Here is a 21511-nt window from a genome sequence, read left to right on the forward strand (position 1 = left end):
ACCGCGATCAGCGTGAGCGACCACGAGAGCCCGCAGAGTCACGAGAACCAGCCGGGTCACGAGAGCCGGCAGAGTCGCGAGAACCGGCCGGGTCACGAGAGCCAGCCGGGTCACGAGAACCAGCCGGGTCACGAGAGCCGGCAGGGCCAAGGGAGCCGGCAGGGCCGCGAGAGCCGGCAGGGCCGCGAGGAGGCCTCGGCCGCCGGCCACCTCGCCGCCTTCGCCGAGCTCTTCGGACCCCCGCCCGAGGCGCCCCCCATACCCGTCGACTGGGATGCCGTCGAGGAGTGGGCCGGGGTCCGGCTGCCCGCCGACTACAAGGCCGTCGCCACCGCCTACGGACCTCTGGACATCGGCGAACGGCTCTGGCTGTACACCCCGTTCGAGAGCCCGGGCGGCTGGTTCGACTACGGCAGCTTCGTCGAGCAGGGCCGCCGCGACGCCCCCGGGGTCCTCCCGTTCGGCGCCACCCGCATGTCCGACACCCTCTACTGGGACACCACGGCCTCCGACGACCCGGACCTCTGGCCCGTCGTCATCCACCGGCAGGCCGAGGAGAGCGCGGGCCGCGACCCCTGGCTCCGGCTCGGCACCCCGCTCCTGCCCACCCTCGCCGGTTTCGTCGCCGACGGCCTGCGCCCGGTCCTGGCCCGCAGCGGTCGCGCCGGCGCCGGGGCGGCCGCGTGGACCCCACCGCCCCGCCGGCCGGAACCCACCCCGGAACAGCGGGCGGCGCTCGCCGCCGGCGGCGGCCTCGGCACCCTCACCGCGCTGATCTCGCCACCGGCCACCCCCGTCCTCGGCCCCCGCAGCTGGGAGTGGCTGTACGAACGCCTCGGCACCCGCCTGCCCACGGCGTACGTACGTCTGATGGAGACGTACGGGGCCGGCTGCTGGTGCGACTGGCTGCGGTTCGGTCTCCCGCTGGGCACCGGGCAGTACGACCTCGCGCCCTGGGCCGAGTGGTACGGCGACACCTACCGGGGACACCGCGCAGACCACCCCCGGTTCAACCCGCTGGCCGCCTGGCCGGAGCCCGGCGGCTTCCTCACCTTCGCCACCTCCATCGACGGCGACCAGCTGTGCTGGCTCACCGAGGGCGACGACCCCGACGACTGGCCGCTGATCGTCGTCCCCCGCCACGCCGCCCAGGGCCCGCCGCTCACCGGCACTCTCACCGACGTCCTGCTGGCCTGGTTGCGCGGCGAACTGGACGAGGAGGGGCTGCCACGCGTCGTGAATCCGCACGAGGACCCGCTGGACGTCATCGGCTTCGAGCCCCGCACCGTCACGCCGGGCTCCGCCTAGACCGTCACGCCGGACTCCGCCTAGGGCAGACCGTCACGCCGGACAGGCCTAGGGGAGACCGTCACGCCGGACAGGCCTAGGCCTGCGCCTCCGCCCACAGTTCCGTCACGCGAGAGAGGCCCGCGCGTACCGCTCCGCCCCGGGTGAGTGCCGCGCGGTCCACGCCCGCGAAGATCAGCGCAAGGGACAGGTCGGCCGCGCCCGCCCGGCCCTTCACCGTGACGTCGAGCCGCCGCCGCTTCCCGCTCACCGACACCGTGACCCCCGGGTCCTCTGCGTCCGCCTCGCGGACCAGTACCCACGAGCGCCGGTTCACGGCCCACAGCCGGTAGCGGTCGCCGCCGTACCGCATGCTCAGGCCGCGCTGCCGGGCGGTGGCGCCGAAACGGTTGCGGGTCATGTGGACCACCGCGTCGCCGACGCGGAGGGTCGCCCGGTTCAGGCTCGGCAGCCGGAGCAGGTCCGTGTGGATTCCCCGCGCCTCGTACGAGGCGCCCGGCACGAGACCGCCCCGCAGCTCCGAGATCACCACCTCGGGCGTGGTCTGCCGCAGCGGGGCCTCCACGGTGATCTCGCCGAACTCGGCCGACGCGCCCCGCCAACCGGCCCGCCGTTCGTACCCCTTGCCCTCCCGCCACGGGCGCAGGGCGAACGGTGTGACGGTGCTGTGCATGGTGACCTCCCCGATGACGCGTCAGACGACGATCGCATGCAGGGACGCCCGTTCCGGAGCCGGGCCCGGGGTGTACTCCGCCCAGGCCGCCGCCAGTCTCCGTACGGCCTCCGTCAGGACGTCGGGCGCCGCGAGGAAGTGGAGCCGGAGATGGCGGACGCTGCCGCCGAGCGCGTCGGCCGTCGCACCCGGGAGGACGGCCACCCCGTGGCGGAGGGCGAGCTGGGCGAAGGAGACGCCGTCGCCGTGGGGGAGCCGTACCCACATCGTCTGGCCGCCCGTCGCCGGCGCCGCCGACCAGGACGGCAGGAGACGGGCCAGCTCGGCCCTGAGGTGGTCGTGGCCCGCGCGCACCGACGCCAGCCGGGCCTCCAGCACCGGCGCGAAGTCGTCCAGGAGCCGGGTCGCGGCCAGTTGGGACGGCAGGTCGCTGCCCAGGTCGTGAAGGGCCTTGAGCCGGGCGAGCCGGGCGATCAGTGGAGCCGGCCCGCGCACCCACCCGATGCGCAGCCCGCCCCATACGACCTTGCTCAGCGAACCGACCGCGATCACCTCGCCGTACGCGGAGAGCGTCGGCGCCGGTGCCGACGCGCTGTCGAACGCCAGGTCCGAGAGGACCTCGTCGTCCACGATCGGCACGCCCAGCGCGTTCGCCGCCTCCACGAGCCGGCGCCCGGCGAGCGGCGGGAGCACCGCCCCCGTCGGGTTCTGGAAGCGCGCCACGACATAGGCCAGGGCCGGGCGGTGACGTTCGATCACGCGCACCGCCTCCGCCACGTCCATCCCGTCGGGGCCCACGGCCACCGGCAGCGGTACGGCGGCCGCCTCCCGGAACAGATCGAGCGCCCCCGGATACGTCGGCGCCTCCACCAGCACCCCGTCCCCTGGTGCGAGCAACAGCCGGGTGAGCAGCGAAAGCGCCTGCTGCGCGCCGGTGGTGACCAGGATCTGCGCCGGCCCGGTCGGCACGCCCCGCACCGCGTACCGCTCCGCCACCGCCGCCCGCAGCACGCCGAGGCCGGCCGGGTGATAGCCGAGGTCCCGGTCCGGCAGGACCAGCGAGCGGTACGCCTCCGCCAGCTCGGGCGGCGGCTGCGCCGGGGCGGCGCAGCTCAGCAGGATCACGTCGTCCGGCGCCTCCAGGAGGTGCAGGAACAGCGGATTCGACGTCTCGGTCACCCGAGGGGTCTTCGTCCCCGGGGACCCGCCCCGGGGCGCCTCCGGCGACGTGGGCGCCGCCCGCGCGAGCGCCGCCCGCGCGACCCGCGTACCGCTGCCCTGCCGTCGTACGAGCCGCCCCTCCTGGCGCAGCGTGTCGTAGGCGGCGACCACCGTCGTACGGCCCACGGCCAGGGCCTTCGCGAGCCGGCGGTCCGGCGGGAGGAGCGCGCCCGGAGGCAGCGCGGCCTCGTCCATCAGGCCGCGCAGCCGGGTCGCGAGCAGCAGGTACAGCGGCCCGCGCCCGGCCGACCAGCGGCCGAGCCGGGCGACCAGGTGGTCCAGATCCAGAGACGCGTCGATTGGCTCCATCGACGGACCAATCTGCCGGGATTGGACCTGGGAAGGCAAACGGCGAGTCCAGAGACTGAACGCATGAGCCACGCCGACGACTCCGCCGCCACCCCTCTCCGTTCCGCATCGCCCGGTTCCGGCACGGTCCGCCCCGAGACCCTCGCCGTCCACCCGCCGCACGTCGAGATCACGGGCAGCAGGCCCCTGGGTGTCCCCCTGCACCAGGGCCATGTCTTCGCCTTCGACTCCGCCGACGCCCTCGCCACCGCCTTCACCTCCGGCGACGCCTTCCTCTACAGCCGCCTCGGCAACCCCACCGTCCGCACCCTCGAGGACGCCGTCGCCCGCCTGGAGGGCGGCGCCGCCGCCCTCTCCTTCGCCTCCGGCATGGGCGCCGTCAACGCCGTCCTCCTCGGGCTGCTCTCCAGCGGCGACCACGTCATCGCCCAGAGCTGCCTCTACGGCGGCACGTACGCGGTCCTCACCGACCTCGCCACCCGCTGGGGCGTCGACGTCACGTACGTCTCCGGCACCGACCCGGCGGAGGTACGGGCGGCCCTGCGCCCCGAGACCCGGCTCCTCTACCTGGAGACCATCGCCAACCCGACCACCCGCGTCTCCGACCTGCCCGCGCTCGCTGCCGTCGCCGCCGGGGCCGGGGTTCCCGTCGCCGTCGACAACACGTTCGCGTCACCGCTCCTCTGCCGGCCCCTCGACCACGGCGCCGACATCGTCGTCCACTCCGCCACCAAGTACCTGTCCGGGCACGCGGACGTCCTCGGCGGCGTCGCCGTCTTCAAGGACACCGAGGTGTACGGCCGGGTCCGCCACCACGCCGTCGAACAGGGCGCGTCCACCGACCCGTTCGCCGCCTGGCTGACCCTGCGCGGCATGCAGACCCTGTCGCTGCGCATGGAGCGCCAGTGCGCGAGCGCCGCCGACCTGGCGGCCCGGCTGGCCGCGCACCCGGCCGTCGAGGCCGTACGCCACCCGGCGCTCGCGAGCCACCCGGACCGGGAGATCGCCGCGCGTCTGCTGCCCGGCGGGGGCGGCGGGGTGATCTCGGTCGACCTCGCGGGCGGCCGGGAGGCGGGCCGTACCTTCGTCGAGGGGGTACGGCTCGCCTCGCTCAGCGTCTCCCTCGGCGACGTGAAGACCCTGGTGATGCACCCGGCCTCCACCTCCCACCACCAGCTCGACGCGACGGCCCTGGCGGCGGCGGGGATCGGCCCGGGCACGGTCAGGATCTCGGTCGGCATCGAGCATGTCGAGGACCTGTGGACGGACATGGAGCAGGCGCTGCGGAAGGCCGCCTAGTCGTCCCCCCGCTCGCGCTCGGCCATCCGGATCACGCACACCGCCACGGCGACGAGCAGGGCGGTGTCCGCGTCCTCGCGGACCACGTTCACCGCGTACGTCTCGCGGACGTGGAACCACTGCCGGGAGATGTGGGCCAGGAGTTCACCCTCGTACTCGACGATGAACTCCCGGTCCAGGATCCGGCCGCTGACGTCAAGGCCGGTGCCCTCGACGAGCGTCACCCGGTAGTGGTTGCGCAGCAGCGAGAGCCGCTTGCGGCGGACGGTCGCGAGCGGCCGTTCGTCGCGCTCGATGGTCATGGCGTCCCGAAGGCTGAACATCTTCTGCCGGAGCGTGATCAGGACATGCCCGTGGGGGTCCTTCAGCTCCAGGGTGTCGCGCAGCCGGAGCGCCTTGCCGTCGACGAGGAAGGCGTGGCGGCCCTGCTCGTCCTCGATCCAGTAGTCGTCGCCGATCGCGAAGATCTTGTCCCGTACGAGATATTTCATGGCGGTATGCCTGCCCGGGTGACCGGCGCTTCTCACTCGAAGTAGCGGGTGAACGCGTCCGGGGTCGCGCCGAGCACCGGGCCGAACGGCGAGTCGAGCTGGTGGATGAGCAGCACGGTGAAGGCGATGAAGCCCGCCAGACCCATCACCATCACCACATGGGTCGCGCTCCTCCTGATCCCGAAGAGGAACATGAACGCGAGCGTCAGCGCACCCCCGATGATCAGCCCCGCCCACAGCACGGGGGAGAGCCGCTCCTGCGCCGCCGCCTCCCGGCCGCGCCGGGCGTCGTCGACGTAGCCGAGCTGGGCGAGGACCTCCTGGGCGGCGATCTGGTGGGGCACCTTCGCGGTTTCCTCCACCTCACCGGCCCGCCGCAGCTGTTCGAGGAGCCGCCAGCCGGACATGTCGAGCGGCTCGCGCGCCGCCATGACCGGCCACTCGACGTCGACGACATGACCGGCGTAGGTCCGGGCCGCCTCGCGCAGCGGCTGCCGCCGGTCGGCGGGGAGCGCGTCCGCGAGCAGATACATCTGGTGGAGGGCGCTCGCCTCGTCCTGTACGTGGTCGGCGGCGGCGGAGCGGGTGTCCCAGACGGAGACGAGACAGAGGCCGAGCACGACGGCGTAGAGGACCGACACCATCATCGCGATGTACTCGGCGACGTCCTCGCGGGGCTCCTCGTCCTCGCCGAGCGGGAAGAGCCGGGTCTTGGCGACGACGGCGAGGGCGGCGAGGAGCGCGACGCCGAGGACGACGACGAGCGTTTCGAGCAGGGCCACGGTCAGCTTCTCCGGTTGCCGAGGAGGGCGGCCGCGATGGCCGCCGGGATCAGGAGCAGCAGCAGCATCGGTACGACGCCGAGCTCACTCGCCTCCCGGCCTCGCCGTCGCAGCCGTCCCAGGAACCCCTCGGAGTCGAGGGCGGCGGCGCGGCGGGCGGTGGGAGGAGTGACGGCGGCGTCGACGCCGCCGACTCCGGATCCGGCACTGGTGCCGGTCCCGGTCCCGGTCCCGGTCCTGGCGTCGTCCCCGGCTCCGGGAGGGCCGACGGGCAGGGCCGCCGGCGGTACCGCTTCCGGGAGTACGGCTCCGGGGGGTGCGGGTGCGGCCGCCGGAGGCAAGGCGCCCGGGGGTGCGAGGGCTCCGGGCGGGGCGGCGGCCCCGGGCGGGGCGGCGTCTCCCGGCGGGGCGGCGGCCCCGGGCGCGGCAGCCCCAGGTACCGCAGCCCCCGCAGCCCCGGCCCCAGGCGCGGGTCCTGGCACGGCGGGGTCTGCGGGAATCCCCGCGGCCCCGGGAGCCGGCACGCCGGGCGCCCGCGGCGCCGCCGCACCCGTCCCGCCGACGGAGCCCCCTACGGAGCCCCCTACGGAACCCCCCACGGAGGCTCCTCCGGAACTTGCTCCAGGGCCCCCTGTGGAACCGCCCACGGCGGCCCCTCCAGGACCCGCTCCGGAGCCCGGTCCCGCACCCGGTCCCGAACCCGCTCCAGCACTCCCCGCGGCCGGCCCGCCCGCCCCGCCCGCCCCGGGGTCGAGCCCGACCCCGTTGTACCCCGCGCGGGCGGTCGCGGTGAGCCGCCGCCGGAGCGACGGGACGGTGCCCTCCGCGCGGACGGTGCCCCAGTGCAGCCCGGGCGCCGCGGGGAACCTGGCGACGCACTCCAGCTCCTCCGCCGCGGGCAGCGGCCCCGCGGGGCAGCGCACGGACCCGGAGGGGACCTCGTGGTCGACGACCCGGACCCGGTACAGGTCCGCCTCGCCGTGGTTCACGAGGCGGTACCGCTTCACGACCTGTCCGCCGACCCGGATGTCGGGCGGACGCGGCCCGCTGTCGCCGCGCCCGTTCACGGTCACGGTGAGCCGCAAGGACCCGTCCCCGGCCCCACCGGCCCGCGCGAGGGCCACGGGGAGGACCAGGCAGGCCAGGACCAGACAGGGCAGGACGAGCAGCACCACCAGGAGGCCCCCGCTCACCCGATGGCGGAAATAATCTGATGATCTGATCAAGTGCTCCACCATGCCGCCCATGCTCACCAGCCCCCGCCCCCACCCCGCCCCCGGACACGCGCCCCCGCCCCACCCGGCCCCCTCTTTCCACCCGTACGGCACCCTTGACTCATGAACGACTCCGCGCCCGCGACCGCACCCCGCCGTGCCCGTGTCCGCGCCCCCGAGCTGATCGGCAAGGGTGGCTGGCTGAACACGGGAGGAGACGACCTGACCCTCGCCGACCTGCGAGGGAAGATCGTTCTGCTCGATTTCTGGACCTTCTGCTGTGTGAACTGCCTGCACGTCCTCGACGAGCTCCGCGAGCTGGAGGAGAAACACCGCGACACGCTCGTGATCGTCGGCGTGCACTCGCCGAAGTTCGTGCACGAGGCCGAGCACCAGGCCGTCGTCGACGCCGTCGAGCGGTACGAGGTGCACCACCCCGTACTGGACGACCCCGAGCTCGCGACCTGGAAGCAGTACGCCGTGCGGGCCTGGCCGACGCTCGTCGTGATCGACCCCGAGGGGTACGTCGTCGCCCAGCACGCAGGTGAGGGGCACGCCAACGCGATCCGGACGCTCGTCGAGGAGCTGGAGGCCGAGCACGAGGCCAAGGGGACGCTGCGGCGCGGGGACGGGCCGTACGTGGCGCCCGAGCCCGTCGCCACCGATCTGCGGTTCCCCGGCAAGGCGATCCTGCTGCCCTCCGGGAACCTCCTGGTCTCCGACACCACCCGGCACCAGCTCGTCGAGCTCGCCGCCGACGGCGAGACCGTCGTGCGGCGCATCGGCGAGGGTGTCTTCCGGGAGCCGCAGGGCCTCGCCATGCTTCCCGACGGGAAGGTCGTCGTCGCCGACACGGTGAACCACTCCCTGCGCGTCCTCGACCTTGGGACCGGCGCGATCGAGCGGGTCGCCGGCACCGGGAGGCAGTGGTGGCAGGGGTCCGCCACCTCCGGGCCCGCCCTCGAGGTCGACCTGTCCTCGCCGTGGGACGTGGCCTGGTGGCAGGGCAAGGTGTGGATCGCGATGGCCGGCGTCCACCAGCTGTGGACGTACGACCCGGGGACCGGGACCGTCGAGGTCGCGGCCGGCACCACCAACGAGGGGCTGGTCGACGGGCCCGCCGCCGAGGCCTGGTTCGCGCAGCCGTCGGGGCTCTCGGCCACCGAGGACCGGCTGTGGATCGCCGACGCCGAGACCAGCGCCCTGCGCTGGATCGACCCGGACGGCAGCGTCCACACCGCCGTCGGCACCGGCCTCTTCGACTTCGGGCACCGCGACGGCGACGCCGCCCAGGCACTGCTCCAGCACCCGCTGGGCGTCACGGCCCTGCCCGACGGCTCGGTCGCCGTCAGCGACACGTACAACCACGCCCTGCGGCGCTACGACCCCGCCACCGGCGAGGTCACCACCCTCGCCACCGACCTGCGCGAGCCGAGCGGGGCGGTCCTCGTCGACGGCGACATCGTGGTCGTCGAGTCCGCCCGGCACCGGCTGACCCGGCTGCGGCTCCCCGAGGAGGCCGTCCGGGTCGAGGCCGTGGCCCACCGCACCCGGCGCGAGGCCACCGAGGTCGCCCCCGGCCGCCTCCGTCTGGACGTCGTCTTCCAGGCCCCGACGGGCCAGAAGCTCGACGACCGCTACGGCCCCTCGACCCGGCTGCTGGTCTCCGCGACCCCGCCGGAGCTGCTGCTCGGCGGCGAGGGCACCGGCACGGACCTCTTCCGGGACCTCGACCTGAACCCGGAGGTCACGGAGGGCGTCCTGCACGTCTCGGCGATGGCGGCGTCCTGCGACGACGACCCGTCGAACGAGTATCCGGCCTGCCACGTCCACCAGCAGGACTGGGGCGTCCCGGTGAAGGTCACGGCGACGGGCGCGGCCCGACTGCCCCTGATCCTGGCGGGCATGGACGCCTGATCACCTGACGATCCCCTGGTTCCTGGACGGGCGCCCCGCGGCCCCGTCCAGGCACCCCGCCACCCAGGCCGCCGGATCGTGGACGGCCCGCTCGCCGCCCAGCCCCTGCCGCTCCATGAGCGCACACTCCCCGTCGAGCAGCGCCTTCGTCCGCGAGCCGTCCACGTCGTACCCGCGAATCCGGGATGCCTGCACGTAACCGCCCTCGTACGCGATGTCGGTGCCCCACGGGGGCCGGTCGGTGTACCGGTCGATCAGCCCCCATGCCACCGCCGCGCCGAACAGCACGGCGGCGGTCAGGAACAGGACGAACTGCTTCCGGGGCGGGCCCTCATGACGGTGCATGGGGCGACGGTGTCAGGCGGGACCTTTCCCGGATGTTTCGCCGGTCACGCCTTCCGGGACCGGCCCTGCGGGCTCAGCCCTCCAGGAAGGCGACCAGGGCGTTGGCGAGGAGGTACGGGTCCTCCGCGCCGCAGAGTTCGCGGGCGCTGTGCATGGAGAGGATCGCGACGCCGATGTCGACGGTCCTGATGCCGTGGCGGGCGGCGGTGATCGGGCCGATCGTCGTGCCGCAGGGCATGTCGTTGTTGGAGACGAACGACTGCCAGGGCACGCCCGCCTTCTCGCAGGCGGCGGCGAAGACCGCCCGGCCGCTGCCGTCGGTGGCGTACCGCTGGTTGACGTTCACCTTGAGGATGGGGCCGCCGTTGACGCGCGGGTGGTGCGTCGGGTCGTGGCGCTCCGCGTAGTTCGGGTGGACGGCGTGACCGGTGTCGGAGGAGAGGCAGACGGTGCCGGCGAAGGCCCGCGCCCGGTCCTCGTAGGAGCCGCCCCGCGCGTACACCGAGCGCTCCAGGACGTTGCCGAGCAGGGGGCCCTGGGCGCCGGTGTCGGCCTCGGAGCCGTTCTCCTCGTGGTCGAAGGCGGCGAGGACCGGGATGTACGGGAGGTCGTCGCGGCCCGCGAGGGAGGCGAGCGCGGCGGTGGCGGCGTGGACGGAGAGCAGGTTGTCCATGCGCGGGCCGGCCAGGAGCTCGCGGTCCCGGCCCAGGTAGGCGGGGGCCTCCACGGCGTGGACCATCAGGTCCCAGCCGCTGACGTCCTCGGCGTCGACGCCGGCCTCCGCGGCGACGAAGGAGATCAGGTCGCCCTCGTGCACGTCGCCAATGCCCCAGACGGGCTGCATGTGCCGCTGGCGCTCCAGCTTCAGACCGTCGTTGGCGCCCCGGTCGAGGTGGATGGCGAGCTGCGGGACGCGCAGCAGCGGCCGGTCCACGTTGACGAGGCGGGTGCTGCCGTCACGGAGGGTGAGGCGCCCGGCGAGGCCGAGGTCGCGGTCGAGCCAGGTGTTGAGGAGGGTGCCGCCGTAGATCTCGACGGCGACCTGCCGCCAGCCCTGCGCGCCCAGGTCGGGCTGCGGCTTCACGCGCAGGTTGGGGGAGTCGGTGTGGGCGCCGACGATGCGGTACGGGGTGTGGGCGGCGGCGCCCTCCGGCACGTACCAGGCGATGATCGCACCGCCGCGGACGACGTACTTCCCGCCGCTCGTCCCGTCCCAGGCGGCGGTCTCCTCGACCTGGCGGAAGCCGGCCTTCTCAAGCCGCTCGGCGGCGCTCGCGACCGCGTGGTACGGCGAGGGCGACGCCGTCAGGAAGGCCATGAGGTCGTCGGTGTGTCCGCGGTCGAAGGGGCCGGCGGTGGGACGGGAAGCTGCGCTGCTCATGGATCAACCTTACGCAGCGGGGCTCCGCCGGATGTGGCGGGATGACCACTCCCGCGCACCCGCGAGCGGGCCGGTGGGCTGGGGAAGGGGCCGGGGGCGGACCGGTGTGCCGGAGGAAGGGGCCGGTCGCCTCCCCCCGTAGGACCTGGCGAGTGAGCCGAAGGGGCGCGGCCGGGGGAACAGGGCCGAGCGCGCGGAGCCTCGCGAGGAACGAGGGAGGCGAGCACGGTCGGCCCTGTGAGCCCGGCTTGAGCGCCCCGGAGGCGAACCGAGCCTCGAAAAAGGCAGAACGGCCCGCCCCCCTCCCCGGGGACGGGCCGTGTCCTGCAGGACGTGGGCGCGTCTTAGAACGCGGCCTCGTCCAGGTCCATCAGCGAGCCGTCGACGGCCTCGGCGAGGGCGCGCTCGGCGGTGACGCCGGGCAGGACGTTGGCGGCGAAGAACTTCGCGGCCGCGATCTTGCCCTGGTAGAAGGCCGCTTCCTTGGCGGACTTGTCCGCCGCGCCGGCGGCCAGCTTCTCGGCGGCGACGGCGGCACCGCGCAGCAGCAGGTAGCCGACGACGACGTCGCCGGAGGCGAGCAGCAGGCGGGTGGTGTTGAGGCCGACCTTGTAGATGTTCTTGACGTCCTCGCCGGTGGCGGTGAGGTCGGTGATCATCGTGCCGACGATGCCTTCGAGGTCGACGGCGGCCTTGGCGAGCGCGTCGCGGGCGCCGGCCAGGTCGTCGCCGCCGGTGCCGACCGCGAGGAACTTCTTGATCTCCTCGGACAGCGTGTTCAGGGCCGCGCCCTGGTCGCGGACGATCTTCCGGAAGAAGAAGTCCTGGCCCTGGATGGCGGTGGTGCCCTCGTACAGGGTGTCGATCTTGGCGTCCCGGATGTACTGCTCGATCGGGTACTCCTGGAGGAAGCCGGAGCCGCCGAAGGTCTGGAGCGACTGCGCGAGCTGCTCGTAGCCCTTCTCGGAGCCGTATCCCTTGACGATCGGGAGCAGCAGGTCGTTCAGGCCGTGGAGGGCCTTGGTGTCCTCGCCGGCCGCTTCCTTGATCGCGATCTCGTCCTGCACGGAGGCCGTGTAGAGGACGAGGGAGCGCATGCCCTCGGCGTACGCCTTCTGCGTCATCAGCGAGCGGCGGACGTCGGGGTGGTGCGTGATGGTGACCTTCGGCGCGGCCTTGTCCATGAAGTTCGCCAGGTCGGTGCCCTGCACGCGCTCCTTGGCGTACTCCAGGGCGTTGAGGTAGCCCGTGGAGAGGGTGGAGATCGCCTTCGTGCCGACCATCATGCGGGCGAACTCGATGATGAGGAACATCTGGCGGATGCCGTCGTGCTTGTCGCCGATGAGCCAGCCCTTGGCGGGGTGCTGGTCGCCGAAGGTCATCTCGCACGTGTTGGAGGCCTTGAGGCCCATCTTGTGTTCGACGTTGGTGGCGTAGACGCCGTTGCGCTCGCCCAGCTCGCCGGTCTCCCAGTCGAACTCGTACTTCGGCACGAGGAAGAGGGAGAGGCCCTTGGTGCCGGGGCCGGCGCCCTCGGGGCGGGCGAGGACGTAGTGGAGGATGTTCTCCTCCATGTCGTGCTCGCCGGAGGTGATGAAGCGCTTGACGCCCTCGATGTGCCAGGAGCCGTCCTCCTGCTGCACGGCCTTCGTGCGGCCGGCGCCGACGTCCGAACCGGCGTCGGGCTCGGTGAGGACCATGGTGGAGCCCCAGCGCTTCTCGACGGCGATCTGCGCGGCCTTCTTCTGCTGCTCGTTGCCCTCGGTGTAGAGGATGCCGGCGAAGGCCGGGCCGGAGGAGTACATCCAGATGGCCGGGTTCGAGCCGAGGAGCAGTTCCGCGTAGGCCCAGATCAGGGAGCGCGGGGAGACGGTGCCGCCGATCTCCTCCGGGATGCCGAGGCGCCAGTACTCGGACTCCATGAAGGCGTTGTACGACTTCTTGAAGGTGGCCGGGACCGGGGCGGTGTTGGTCTCGGGGTCGAAGACCGGCGGGTTGCGGTCGGCGTCGGCGAAGGACTCCGCGAGCTCGTTCTCGGCGAGACGGCGGATCTCGTCGAGGATGCTCTTGGCGGTCTCGACGTCCATCTCCTCGAACGGCCCGGTGCCGTACACCTTGTCGCGGCCGAGGACCTCGAAGAGGTTGAACTCGATGTCGCGGAGATTCGACTTGTAGTGCCCCATGGCGACGGCTCCGTAAGGCTCGGGGAGGGAGGTTCCTCGTACACGTACCAGCGAGTAGCAAAACGCTCTCTCCGATGATGCTACCCGCCGGTAATAAGAGCAACCCCTTGCGGGCGACTGTGACGTCAATCGCCGCCGTCAAGGGTCCGGGGGGAGTCGTCTGCGGAAGGGTGAGCGGGGTGTGTACCCGATCAACTACTGCCAGTGACGAAAGCGCCCGTCGGTCCCCTGCGCCGAGGACCGCCTCGACGACGCGGGCGGCCACTTCCTGCCCGGCGGGCACTCGCGCCCCTGGACCTCGCGGCTGACCCGCGAGCCCTCGGCGTCCGAGCAGGGGTCCCTGGCGGGGCGGCGCGCTCGATAGTCTGGGGCCCATGTACGGCTACGAGCAGAATCCGGGTGCCCAGCAGCAGTACGCGCCGCCTCCGCAGCAGCAGTACGCCCCGCCGCAGGCCGACATGCAGGGCGGCGGATACGGGCAGCAGCAGGCTCCGCTCTATCCCGAGCCTTCGCCGCCCTCCCTCGCCGACGCGGTGCGCGCCTTCACCACGGGCACGCTCGCGCCCGAGGACTTCCAGCAGATCTTCGCGACCTCCAAGGTCTACTGCCCGCGCGGTGACAACCCGGGCTTCCTGGCCCTGCACAACACCCAGCAGCCGGTCATCCCGATGTTCACCTCGCTCAAGGAGCTGCGGCGGTACGCGGGCAAGGAGTCGAAGTACTTCGTGATCACCGGGGCCGAGGTGATCGACCTGCTGCCGACCGGCTACGGCTTCGTCCTCGACATGGAGGGCGACCACCGGATGGTCTTCGACGCGAAGGCCGTGGAGCAGATGGTCGACTTCGCGATGCGGCGGATGTACGGCTGACCGATCCTGATACGCACGGGGGCGCCCGGGAGGAATTCCTCCCGGGCGTTCCGCGTTCCTGGTGGCAAGAAGTTCAGCGTTCAACTAAAGTGGACGTACAAGGCCGCCAAGGCCGCACCTAGGAGGTCCGTCATGCCCGCCGTGACTGTCGAGAACCCGCTCACCCTGCCGCGCGTCGCCGCCACCGCCGACGCCGTCGCCCGCCCCGTCCTCGCCGTGACCACGGCGCCCACGGGCTTCGAGGGCGAGGGCTTCCCGGTGCGCCGCGCGTTCGCCGGGATCAACTACCAGTACCTCGACCCGTTCATCATGATGGACCAGATGGGTGAGGTGGAGTACGCGCCCGGAGAGCCCAAGGGCACCCCCTGGCACCCCCACCGCGGCTTCGAGACCGTCACCTACATCATCGACGGCGTCTTCGACCACCAGGACTCCAACGGTGGCGGCGGCACCATCACCAACGGCGACACCCAGTGGATGACCGCCGGCGCCGGCCTCCTCCACATCGAGGCCCCGCCGGAGTCCCTCGTCGTCAGCGGCGGCCTCTTCCACGGCCTCCAGCTGTGGGTGAACCTGCCCGCCGCCGACAAGATGATGGCCCCCCGCTACCAGGACATCCGCGGCGGCCAGGTCCAGCTCCTCACCTCGCCCGACGGCGGCGCGCTGCTCCGCGTCATCGCCGGCGAGCTCGACGGCCACGACGGGCCGGGCATCACCCACACCCCGATCACGATGATCCACGCGACCCTGCGCCCCGGCGCCGAGATCACCCTGCCGTGGCGCGAGGACTTCAACGGCCTCGCGTACGTCATGGCCGGACGCGGCACCGTCGGCGCCGAACGGCGACCGGTCCACATGGGCCAGACCGCCGTCTTCGGCAAGGGCGGCGCGCTCACCGTCCGCGCCGACGAGAAGCAGGACGGGAACACCCCGGACCTGGAGGTCGTCCTCCTCGGCGGCCGCCCGATCCGCGAGCCCATGGCCCACTACGGCCCGTTCGTCATGAACACCCAGGCCGAACTGCGCCAGGCCTTCGAGGACTTCCAGGCGGGCCGGCTGGGGACGATCCCGGCGGTCCACGGGATGGGCGAGTAGGAACGGGCGCGTAAGGAGCGGTCGGGGAGGACCGGTCGGGGAGGACCGGTCGGGGAGGAGAGGGCGGAGAGGACCGGTCGGGGAGGACCGGGCGAGGAGGAGCGGGCGGGCAGTACCCGGCTGTTGCCGTTGTTGACGGGCCGTCACCCGTACGGCCCGTCAGCGCGCGACGACACGCCGGGCCGCGTGGTCCGGTGGTCGGGTGCAGACGAGTACAGCGCTGATTCCCGAAGGTGCCAGGCGGGTCGCCGCCTGGTGCGCCGTCTTCCTGCTCGTCGCCGGGGTCGCCGCCGTCTTCGTCTGGCTGTGCGTCGTCTTCAAGACGGCCGTCACCCCCGTCCTCCTGGCGATCCTCGGCACCGCGCTCCTCGGGCCGCTCTACCGGCGCCTGCTCCGGATGAAGGTCCGCAAGTCCCTCGCCGCCGCGCTCACCGTCGTCGCCGTCCTCACGGTCGTCGGTGGGGCCACGTACATCGTCGTCGTCGCGCTCGTCGAGACGGGCGACCAGATCATCGACTCGCTCCGGCAGGCCGCGAGCGACATCGCCGAGCACCTCGGCGCCGCCGGGACCTCCCTCGACGACCTCGCGAAGAACGCCAAGACGCTCCTGGAGAAATTCGGCGGAACCGCCGCCTCCGGGGTCATCAGCGGCATCAGCGTCGTCGGCGAGATGATCGCCACCGCCGTCCTCGCCCTGCTGCTCATCTTCTTCTTCCTGCGCGACTCCGACCGGGCCGCCGGCGCCCTGCGCTCCCTCGTGCCGGCCGCCACCGGCGACACCGTCGAGGCCATGGCCCGCCGCGCCTTCGAGGCCGTCGAGGGCTTCATGCGCGGGACGACCCTCGTCGCCCTCGTCGACGCCGTCCTCATCGGCGTCGGACTCCTCGTCCTCGACGTGCCCGGCGCGGTCGGGCTCGCCGCGCTCGTCTTCGTCACCGCGTACATCCCGTACCTCGGCGCCTTCCTCTCCGGCGCCGTCGCCGTCCTCGTCGCCCTCGCCGACCGGGGGGCGGTCATCGCCCTGTGGGTGCTCGCCGTCGTCCTGGCCGTCCAGGTCATCGAGGGGAACGTGCTCCAGCCGATGGTGCAGAGCCGGACCGTACAGATGCACCCGGCCGCGGTCATGCTGGCGATCACGGCCGGGGCGTCCGTCGCCGGCATCCTCGGCATGCTGCTCGCCGTACCGTTGACGGCCGCCGCGACGGGGATCCTCGGCGAACTGCGCACGCGATACGGAAAGCCGGTCGCGCCGGGAGCCTGAGGTGCGCCGCTCGGTTCGCCGGGCGCCTGAGGAGTTTTGCTCCGATCGGCGTGGGCCTGCGCTCCAGCGGCCTCTCAGGTCGCCGCCGGCTGGCCGCCCGGCTCGAAGGAGGCCAGCATCTGCACCAGGGCCGCCTGGTCGGGACCGACGAACGGATCCGAGTCCGGAGCCATCGTGATCGTGTCGATCATCGACGCCGTCATCCTGACCGCGGGCGGCAGATGCGTGGACAGCACGATCTCCGGGGCCATGTCCCGCAGCGGGTCGATCGTCGCCCGGTACTTCACCGGATCCACGATGTGCACCCACGGACTGTCCAGCGTCGCCCACATCAGCTGCGTCTGCCGCAGCTCCTCGGGCTTGAGGTCGTTCGCGTGCCCGCTCTCCGCGAGCTCGGCCGTCGGCATGGGCCCGCCGAAGCAGTCGGAGCTGAAGCAGATCCGGGTCTTCTCGTCGTAGAAGCCGACGGTGGCGGGGCTGTCGAAGAGCGGCGGCCGGAAGGCGCGGAGCACGCGGTCGCCGACGTCGAGGGACTGGCCGGGGTTGAGGAAGTACAAGCGGTCCATCGGCAGCGGGCGTTCCGTCGTCATGATCCCGGCGCCGATGAAGCTGGTGACGACCTTCGCCCGGGGCGCGGCCACGAGCAGGTCGAAGAGACCTCCCGTGTGGTCACGGTCGGGGTGGGTGAGCCAGATCCAGAGGATGTCGGCGGGGTCGACGACCGAGCCGAGCGTGTTGACGAAGTTCCGGTCGGCCAGCGAGAGCCCGGTGTCGACGACGACGGGTTCGGCGGCGGTGAGGACGTACGCGTTGACGGGAATGTGCCCCATCCCGGGCGCTTCGAGACTGTCGGCCAGGACGGTGGTGTCGCTACCGACCTTGTGGGTGTCCATGGCAAGCTCCGTGCTCCCCCCGGCGGCGGCCGTACGTCCTCAGTCTGCTCCGATGCGGGGACGCCCGCGCGGCGGGGCGGGTCCGGCGGGGCCGGCGGTCAGGTGCTGAGGGCCCCGCCCTATCCGCAGCAGACCTCGCCCGCCCCGTTCTCGTTCAGTTCGAACCAGATCGCCTTGCCCTCACCGCGCGGGTCGACGCCCCACGCGTCCGCGAGCATCTCCATCAGGACCAGGCCGCGGCCGCTGGAGGCCATCTCGCCCGGGTGGCGTCGGTGCGGGAGTTCGTCGCTCGTGTCGGAGACCTCGACGCGCAGTCGCCGGGACCGGTCGGCGCAGGCGACCTCGGCGACCAGGAGGGCGTCGCCGTCCGTGTGGACGAGGACGTTGGTGACCATCTCGGAGACCATCAGGACCGCGGAGTCGAGCTGGTCCTCGTCCGCCCAGTCGTGCAGCAGCTGCCGCACCTGTTCCCGCGCCTCCGCGATCCGCTCCGGTTCCGCCTGGGCGATGGTCATCAGGGTGCGGCGCGGGGCCTCCACGACCGGTCCAGCGGGCCGGCGCGACAGCAGCAGGACCGCGATGTCGTCTTCGCGGCGGTCGGCGAGCGGCCCGGTCGTGTGGTGGGAGCCGGGGCCGTGGACGGCCTCCACGAGCGTGTCGGCGAGCTGCTCCAGGTCCTGGCCGTCGTGGGACTCCAGGAGCTTCCTGACCCGCTCCCAGCCGCTGTCAAGGTCGTGTCCGCCGGTCTCCAGGAGACCGTCGGTGCAGATCATCAGGGTCTCGCCGGGGTCCAGGGTGAGCCGGGTGGTGGGGTAGTCGGTGTCGGGGTCGATGCCGAGCGGGAGGCCGCCGGCCGTGGGCCTCAGCAGAACCGTTCCGTCGTTCATCCGTACCGCCGGATCCGGATGTCCCGCCCGCGCGATGTCGACCGTCCCGGTCTCCAGGTCGACCTCCAGATAGAGACAGGTCGCGAAGCGCGGACCGCCCGCGTGCTCCCCGTCGTCCCCGTCGGTGATCCCGTACAGGAAGCGCGAGGCGCGGGAGAGGACCGCGTCGGGCCGGTGGCCCTCGGAGGCGTACGCGCGCAGGGCGATCCGCAGCTGCCCCATCAGCCCCGCCGCCCGCACGTCATGGCCCTGCACGTCGCCGATGACGAGGGCGATACGGCCGGGGCCGCGCCCGCCGGAGCGGGAGGTGCCGCCGGGCAGCCGGATCATGTCGTACCAGTCGCCGCCGACCTGGAGACCGCCGCCGGTCGGCACGTACCGGGCGGCGACCTGGATGCCGGGGATCCCCGGCCCGAGGAACGGCATCATCGTCCGCTGCAGTCCGAGCGACAGCTCGCGCTCCGACTCCGCCACGCCCGCGCGTGCGAGGGCCTGCGCCAGCATCCGCGCCACCGTCGTGAGCACCGAACGCTCGTCGGGCGTGAACGCCACCGGATGCTTGAAGGCCGCCATCCAGGCCCCCATCGTGCGCCCGGCGACGACCAGCGGCACGAAGGCCCAGGAGCGGCGCCCGAAGCGCTGCGCGAGCGGCCAGGTCATGGGGAAGCGGCGCAGGTACTCGTCCGGGGTCGGCAGATAGATCGCCCGGCCGGTGCGTACGACCTCCGCCGCCGGATAGTCGGTGTCGAGCGACATCGACGTGAACGGCCCCTCGTCGCCCTCGCTGTGCCCGTGGTGGCCGATGACGGTCAGCCGCTCGCCCGCCACCCCGAAGACGGCGAGCCCGTCGGGCGAGAAGCCGGGCATCGAGAGCGAGGCGGCCACGCGCAGCACCTCGGCCGTCGACCGCGCCTCGGCGAGCGCCCGCCCGGCGTCGAGCAGGAACGCCTCGCGGGAACGGCGCCAGTCGCCGGTGACAGGGGTACGGGCGGCGGTCCCCGGCAGCTGTTCGGCGACCTCCTGGAGGGTGCCGACCAGCTGGTAGTCGTTGCCCTTGATGAGCGGCTTCGACCTGCTCCGTACGGTACGGATCACCCGCCCGTGCGCGTCCATGATCCGCAGCCGGGCCTCGGCGAGGGTGCCCTCGGCGACGGCGAGGTTGACGACGCCGTCGATCTCGTTCCAGTCGACGGGATGAAAACGGGAGCGTACGGCCGCCTCGCTGAGCCGTGCGGGCTCGGCGGGCAGCCCGAGCAGCCGGGCGGCCTCGGCGTCGAGCGAGACGATCCCGGAGGCGTTGTCCCAGCGCCACAGGCCGGTCGCGATCGCGGCCAGGACGTCCTCGGTGCGCATTGCCCTACTTTATGAATATCGGACTCCAAGTCGCCACTGAGAGTATTCGAAAAGCGATGGCGGCCCGGCCGGTACTCTGGGTGGGTCTGCCCGCGTGTCCTGTGACATCCGTGACAGGGGGCACAGGGCGGCGGCCCACGACCCACGAATCCCGAAGACTGGATGAACGACGATGCATCGGTACAGGTCCCACACCTGCGGCGAGCTCCGCGCCTCTGACGTCGGCACCGACGTCCGGCTGAGCGGCTGGCTGCACAATCGGCGCGACCTGGGCGGCATCCTCTTCATCGATCTGCGCGACCACTACGGCATCACGCAGCTCGTCGCCCGGCCCGGCACCGCCGCCGCCGAGGTCCTCGACAAGCTGACGAAGGAGACCGTCGTCCGCGTGGACGGCAAGGTCGTCTCGCGTGGCGCGGACAACGTCAACCCGGAGCTCGCCACCGGCGAGATCGAGATCGAGGCCGCCGAGGTCGAGGTCCTGGGCGCCGCGAAGCAGATCCCCTTCACCATCAACGCCGACGACGGCGTCAACGAGGAGCGGCGCCTGGAGTACCGCTTCCTCGACCTGCGCCGCGAGCGCATGCACCGCAACATCATGCTGCGCTCCGCCGTCATCGCCTCCATCCGCTCCAAGATGGTGGCCCTCGGCTTCAACGAGATGGCGACCCCGATCCTCGCCGCGACCTCCCCCGAGGGCGCCCGCGACTTCGTCGTCCCGTCCCGCCTGAACCCCGGCAAGTTCTACGCGCTGCCGCAGGCCCCGCAGCAGTTCAAGCAGCTGCTCATGATCTCGGGCTTCGACCGCTACTTCCAGATCGCGCCCTGCTTCCGCGACGAGGACGCCCGCGCGGACCGCTCGCCGGGCGAGTTCTACCAGCTCGACGTCGAGATGAGCTTCGTCGAGCAGGAGGACGTCTTCCAGCCGATCGAGAAGCTCATGACGGAGCTCTTCGAGGAGTTCGGCGGCGGCCGCCACGTCACCTCGCCGTTCCCGCGGATCCCGTTCCGCGAGTCGATGCTGAAGTACGGCAACGACAAGCCCGACCTGCGCACGTCCCTCGAACTCGTCGACATCTCCGACGTCTTCGAGGCGTCGGAGTTCAAGGCCTTCGCGGGCAAGCACGTCCGCGCCCTGGCCGTCCCGAACACGGGCGACCAGCCGCGCAAGTTCTTCGACCAGCTCGGCGACTTCGCGGTCTCCCTCGGCGCGAAGGGCCTGGCCTGGGTCCGCGTCGGCGAGGGCAACGCCCTGACCGGCCCCATCGCCAAGTTCCTCACCGAGGAGAACGTCAAGGTCCTCACCGAGCGCCTCGGCCTGGAGCCGGGCCACGCGATCTTCTTCGGCGCCGGCGACTTCGACGAGGTCTCCAAGATCATGGGCCCGGTCCGGGTCGAGGCCGCCAAGCGCGCCGGCCAGTTCGAGGAGAACGTCTTCCGCTTCGCGTGGATCGTCGACTTCCCGATGTACGAGAAGGACGAGGAGACCGGCAAGATCGACTTCTCGCACAACCCCTTCTCGATGCCGCAGGGCGGCCTTGAGGCCCTGGAGACCCAGGACCCGCTGGACGTCCTCGGCTGGCAGTACGACATCGTCTGCAACGGCATCGAGCTCTCCTCCGGCGCCATCCGGAACCACGAGCCCGAGATCATGTTCAAGGCCTTCGAGATCGCGGGCTACTCCCGCGAGACCGTCGAGCACGAGTTCGCGGGCATGCTCCGCGCCTTCGAGTACGGCGCCCCGCCGCACGGCGGCATCGCCCCGGGCGTCGACCGCATCGTGATGCTCCTCGCCGACGAGCCGAACATCCGCGAGACGATCGCCTTCCCGCTGAACGGCAACGCCCAGGACCTCCTGATGGGCGCCCCGACGGAACTGGACGAGTCCCGCCTGCGCGAGCTCAACATCCAGCTCCGCAAGCCGGTGGAGAAGAAGACGGTCGACGTCACGGACGCGGTCCACCCGGACGCGGCGCGGTAAGCAGCACTGACGGCTGAGGGGCCCGGAATCGTATGAACGGTTCCGGGCC

Annotated in this window: 17 protein-coding genes; 7 read left to right on the top strand and 10 right to left on the bottom strand. The window is 72.4% G+C overall.

Going from position 1 to position 21511, the window contains the following annotated elements; all coding sequences use genetic code 11:
- Positions 1–12: 12 nt before the first annotated feature.
- Entirely contained in the window at positions 13–1308 is a 1296-nt protein-coding gene (locus ACFVYX_RS06705) for an SMI1/KNR4 family protein (protein WP_389680250.1), read from the top strand.
- A 76-nt stretch (positions 1309–1384) separates the two neighbouring features.
- On the opposite strand, the gene ACFVYX_RS06710 is transcribed toward ACFVYX_RS06705, so the two are convergent.
- Both ACFVYX_RS06710 and ACFVYX_RS06715 read right to left on the bottom strand, forming a co-directional pair.
- Positions 1385–1981: a hypothetical protein gene (locus ACFVYX_RS06710; RefSeq protein ID WP_389680251.1), complete on the bottom strand. Its 597-nt coding sequence runs from the start codon at positions 1979–1981 to the stop codon at positions 1385–1387.
- A 21-nt stretch (positions 1982–2002) separates the two neighbouring features.
- The gene (locus ACFVYX_RS06715) at positions 2003–3511 is read right to left on the bottom strand and encodes a PLP-dependent aminotransferase family protein (RefSeq protein ID WP_389680252.1); all 1509 of its coding nucleotides are present in this window, start codon (positions 3509–3511) and stop codon (positions 2003–2005) included.
- Between the two features lie 63 nt (positions 3512–3574).
- Between ACFVYX_RS06715 and ACFVYX_RS06720 the strand changes: the two genes are divergently transcribed.
- Positions 3575–4810 (top strand): trans-sulfuration enzyme family protein, encoded by a 1236-nt coding sequence (locus ACFVYX_RS06720; protein WP_389680254.1) that lies wholly within the window; start codon positions 3575–3577, stop codon positions 4808–4810.
- On the opposite strand, the gene ACFVYX_RS06725 is transcribed toward ACFVYX_RS06720, so the two are convergent.
- Genes ACFVYX_RS06725 through ACFVYX_RS06735 form a run of 3 tightly spaced genes read right to left on the bottom strand, consistent with a single transcriptional unit; the run spans position 4807 to position 7276 of the window.
- Positions 4807–5301: an LURP-one-related/scramblase family protein gene (locus ACFVYX_RS06725; RefSeq protein WP_389680255.1), complete on the bottom strand. Its 495-nt coding sequence runs from the start codon at positions 5299–5301 to the stop codon at positions 4807–4809. The genes ACFVYX_RS06720 and ACFVYX_RS06725 overlap by 4 nt on opposite strands.
- A 32-nt stretch (positions 5302–5333) precedes the next feature.
- Positions 5334–6083, bottom strand: a complete 750-nt coding sequence (locus tag ACFVYX_RS06730; RefSeq protein WP_389680256.1) for a hypothetical protein — start codon at positions 6081–6083, stop codon at positions 5334–5336.
- 2 nt (positions 6084–6085) lie between these two features.
- Positions 6086–7276 (bottom strand): hypothetical protein, encoded by a 1191-nt coding sequence (locus ACFVYX_RS06735; RefSeq protein ID WP_389680257.1) that lies wholly within the window; start codon positions 7274–7276, stop codon positions 6086–6088.
- A gap of 144 nt (positions 7277–7420) precedes the next feature.
- Between ACFVYX_RS06735 and ACFVYX_RS06740 the strand changes: the two genes are divergently transcribed.
- Complete coding sequence (locus ACFVYX_RS06740; RefSeq protein WP_389680258.1) at positions 7421–9214, top strand: NHL domain-containing thioredoxin family protein; 1794 nt, start codon at positions 7421–7423, stop codon at positions 9212–9214.
- On the opposite strand, the gene ACFVYX_RS06745 is transcribed toward ACFVYX_RS06740, so the two are convergent.
- The 3 genes from ACFVYX_RS06745 to ACFVYX_RS06755 form a co-directional block, all read right to left on the bottom strand.
- On the bottom strand, positions 9215–9559 hold the full coding sequence (locus ACFVYX_RS06745) for a hypothetical protein (protein WP_389680259.1): 345 nt from the start codon (positions 9557–9559) through the stop codon (positions 9215–9217). It lies immediately after the preceding gene.
- 73 nt (positions 9560–9632) lie between these two features.
- Entirely contained in the window at positions 9633–10940 is a 1308-nt protein-coding gene (locus ACFVYX_RS06750; protein ID WP_389680260.1) for a M18 family aminopeptidase, read from the bottom strand.
- 344 nt (positions 10941–11284) lie between these two features.
- On the bottom strand, positions 11285–13123 hold the full coding sequence (locus ACFVYX_RS06755; protein ID WP_389680261.1) for an acyl-CoA dehydrogenase: 1839 nt from the start codon (positions 13121–13123) through the stop codon (positions 11285–11287).
- Positions 13124–13497: 374 nt separating this feature from the next.
- On the opposite strand from ACFVYX_RS06755, the gene ACFVYX_RS06760 reads away from it, so the two are divergent.
- The 3 genes from ACFVYX_RS06760 to ACFVYX_RS06770 all read left to right on the top strand — a co-directional run bounded on the left by ACFVYX_RS06760 (position 13498) and on the right by ACFVYX_RS06770 (position 16348).
- Positions 13498–13992: an SseB family protein gene (locus ACFVYX_RS06760; protein WP_389680262.1), complete on the top strand. Its 495-nt coding sequence runs from the start codon at positions 13498–13500 to the stop codon at positions 13990–13992.
- Positions 13993–14124: 132 nt separating this feature from the next.
- The gene (locus ACFVYX_RS06765; protein WP_389680263.1) at positions 14125–15087 is read left to right on the top strand and encodes a pirin family protein; all 963 of its coding nucleotides are present in this window, start codon (positions 14125–14127) and stop codon (positions 15085–15087) included.
- A 202-nt stretch (positions 15088–15289) separates the two neighbouring features.
- Positions 15290–16348 carry an AI-2E family transporter gene (locus ACFVYX_RS06770; protein ID WP_389680264.1) on the top strand — a complete coding sequence of 353 codons (1059 nt, stop codon included), beginning with the start codon at positions 15290–15292 and terminating at the stop codon, positions 16346–16348.
- Between the two features lie 74 nt (positions 16349–16422).
- Here ACFVYX_RS06770 and ACFVYX_RS06775 read toward each other — a convergent pair whose 3' ends face one another.
- Entirely contained in the window at positions 16423–17241 is an 819-nt protein-coding gene (locus tag ACFVYX_RS06775; RefSeq protein WP_389680265.1) for an MBL fold metallo-hydrolase, read from the bottom strand.
- Between the two features lie 119 nt (positions 17242–17360).
- Positions 17361–19481 (bottom strand): SpoIIE family protein phosphatase, encoded by a 2121-nt coding sequence (locus tag ACFVYX_RS06780; RefSeq protein ID WP_389680266.1) that lies wholly within the window; start codon positions 19479–19481, stop codon positions 17361–17363.
- A gap of 172 nt (positions 19482–19653) precedes the next feature.
- On the opposite strand from ACFVYX_RS06780, the gene aspS reads away from it, so the two are divergent.
- Positions 19654–21462 (top strand): aspartate--tRNA ligase, encoded by a 1809-nt coding sequence (gene aspS / locus ACFVYX_RS06785; protein ID WP_389680267.1) that lies wholly within the window; start codon positions 19654–19656, stop codon positions 21460–21462.
- Positions 21463–21511 lie beyond the last annotated feature (49 nt).

Source organism: Streptomyces sp. NPDC058326, assembly GCF_042879855.1.
Lineage (GTDB): Bacteria > Actinomycetota > Actinomycetes > Streptomycetales > Streptomycetaceae > Streptomyces.

What these genes read in the sequence shown, in the direction of transcription:
- ACFVYX_RS06755 (WP_389680261.1), bottom strand. Translation starts at nt 13,123, where the DNA reads ATGGGGCACTACAAGTCGAATCTCCGCGACATCGAGTTCAACCTCTTC.
- ACFVYX_RS06710 (WP_389680251.1), bottom strand. Translation starts at nt 1,981, where the DNA reads ATGCACAGCACCGTCACACCGTTCGCCCTGCGCCCGTGGCGGGAGGGC.
- ACFVYX_RS06725 (WP_389680255.1), bottom strand. Translation starts at nt 5,301, where the DNA reads ATGAAATATCTCGTACGGGACAAGATCTTCGCGATCGGCGACGACTAC.
- ACFVYX_RS06765 (WP_389680263.1), top strand. Translation starts at nt 14,125, where the DNA reads ATGCCCGCCGTGACTGTCGAGAACCCGCTCACCCTGCCGCGCGTCGCC.
- ACFVYX_RS06740 (WP_389680258.1), top strand. Translation starts at nt 7,421, where the DNA reads ATGAACGACTCCGCGCCCGCGACCGCACCCCGCCGTGCCCGTGTCCGC.
- aspS (WP_389680267.1), top strand. Translation starts at nt 19,654, where the DNA reads ATGCATCGGTACAGGTCCCACACCTGCGGCGAGCTCCGCGCCTCTGAC.
- ACFVYX_RS06715 (WP_389680252.1), bottom strand. Translation starts at nt 3,511, where the DNA reads ATGGAGCCAATCGACGCGTCTCTGGATCTGGACCACCTGGTCGCCCGG.
- ACFVYX_RS06745 (WP_389680259.1), bottom strand. Translation starts at nt 9,559, where the DNA reads ATGCACCGTCATGAGGGCCCGCCCCGGAAGCAGTTCGTCCTGTTCCTG.
- ACFVYX_RS06750 (WP_389680260.1), bottom strand. Translation starts at nt 10,940, where the DNA reads ATGAGCAGCGCAGCTTCCCGTCCCACCGCCGGCCCCTTCGACCGCGGA.
- ACFVYX_RS06775 (WP_389680265.1), bottom strand. Translation starts at nt 17,241, where the DNA reads ATGGACACCCACAAGGTCGGTAGCGACACCACCGTCCTGGCCGACAGT.
- ACFVYX_RS06780 (WP_389680266.1), bottom strand. Translation starts at nt 19,481, where the DNA reads ATGCGCACCGAGGACGTCCTGGCCGCGATCGCGACCGGCCTGTGGCGC.
- ACFVYX_RS06720 (WP_389680254.1), top strand. Translation starts at nt 3,575, where the DNA reads ATGAGCCACGCCGACGACTCCGCCGCCACCCCTCTCCGTTCCGCATCG.
- ACFVYX_RS06760 (WP_389680262.1), top strand. Translation starts at nt 13,498, where the DNA reads ATGTACGGCTACGAGCAGAATCCGGGTGCCCAGCAGCAGTACGCGCCG.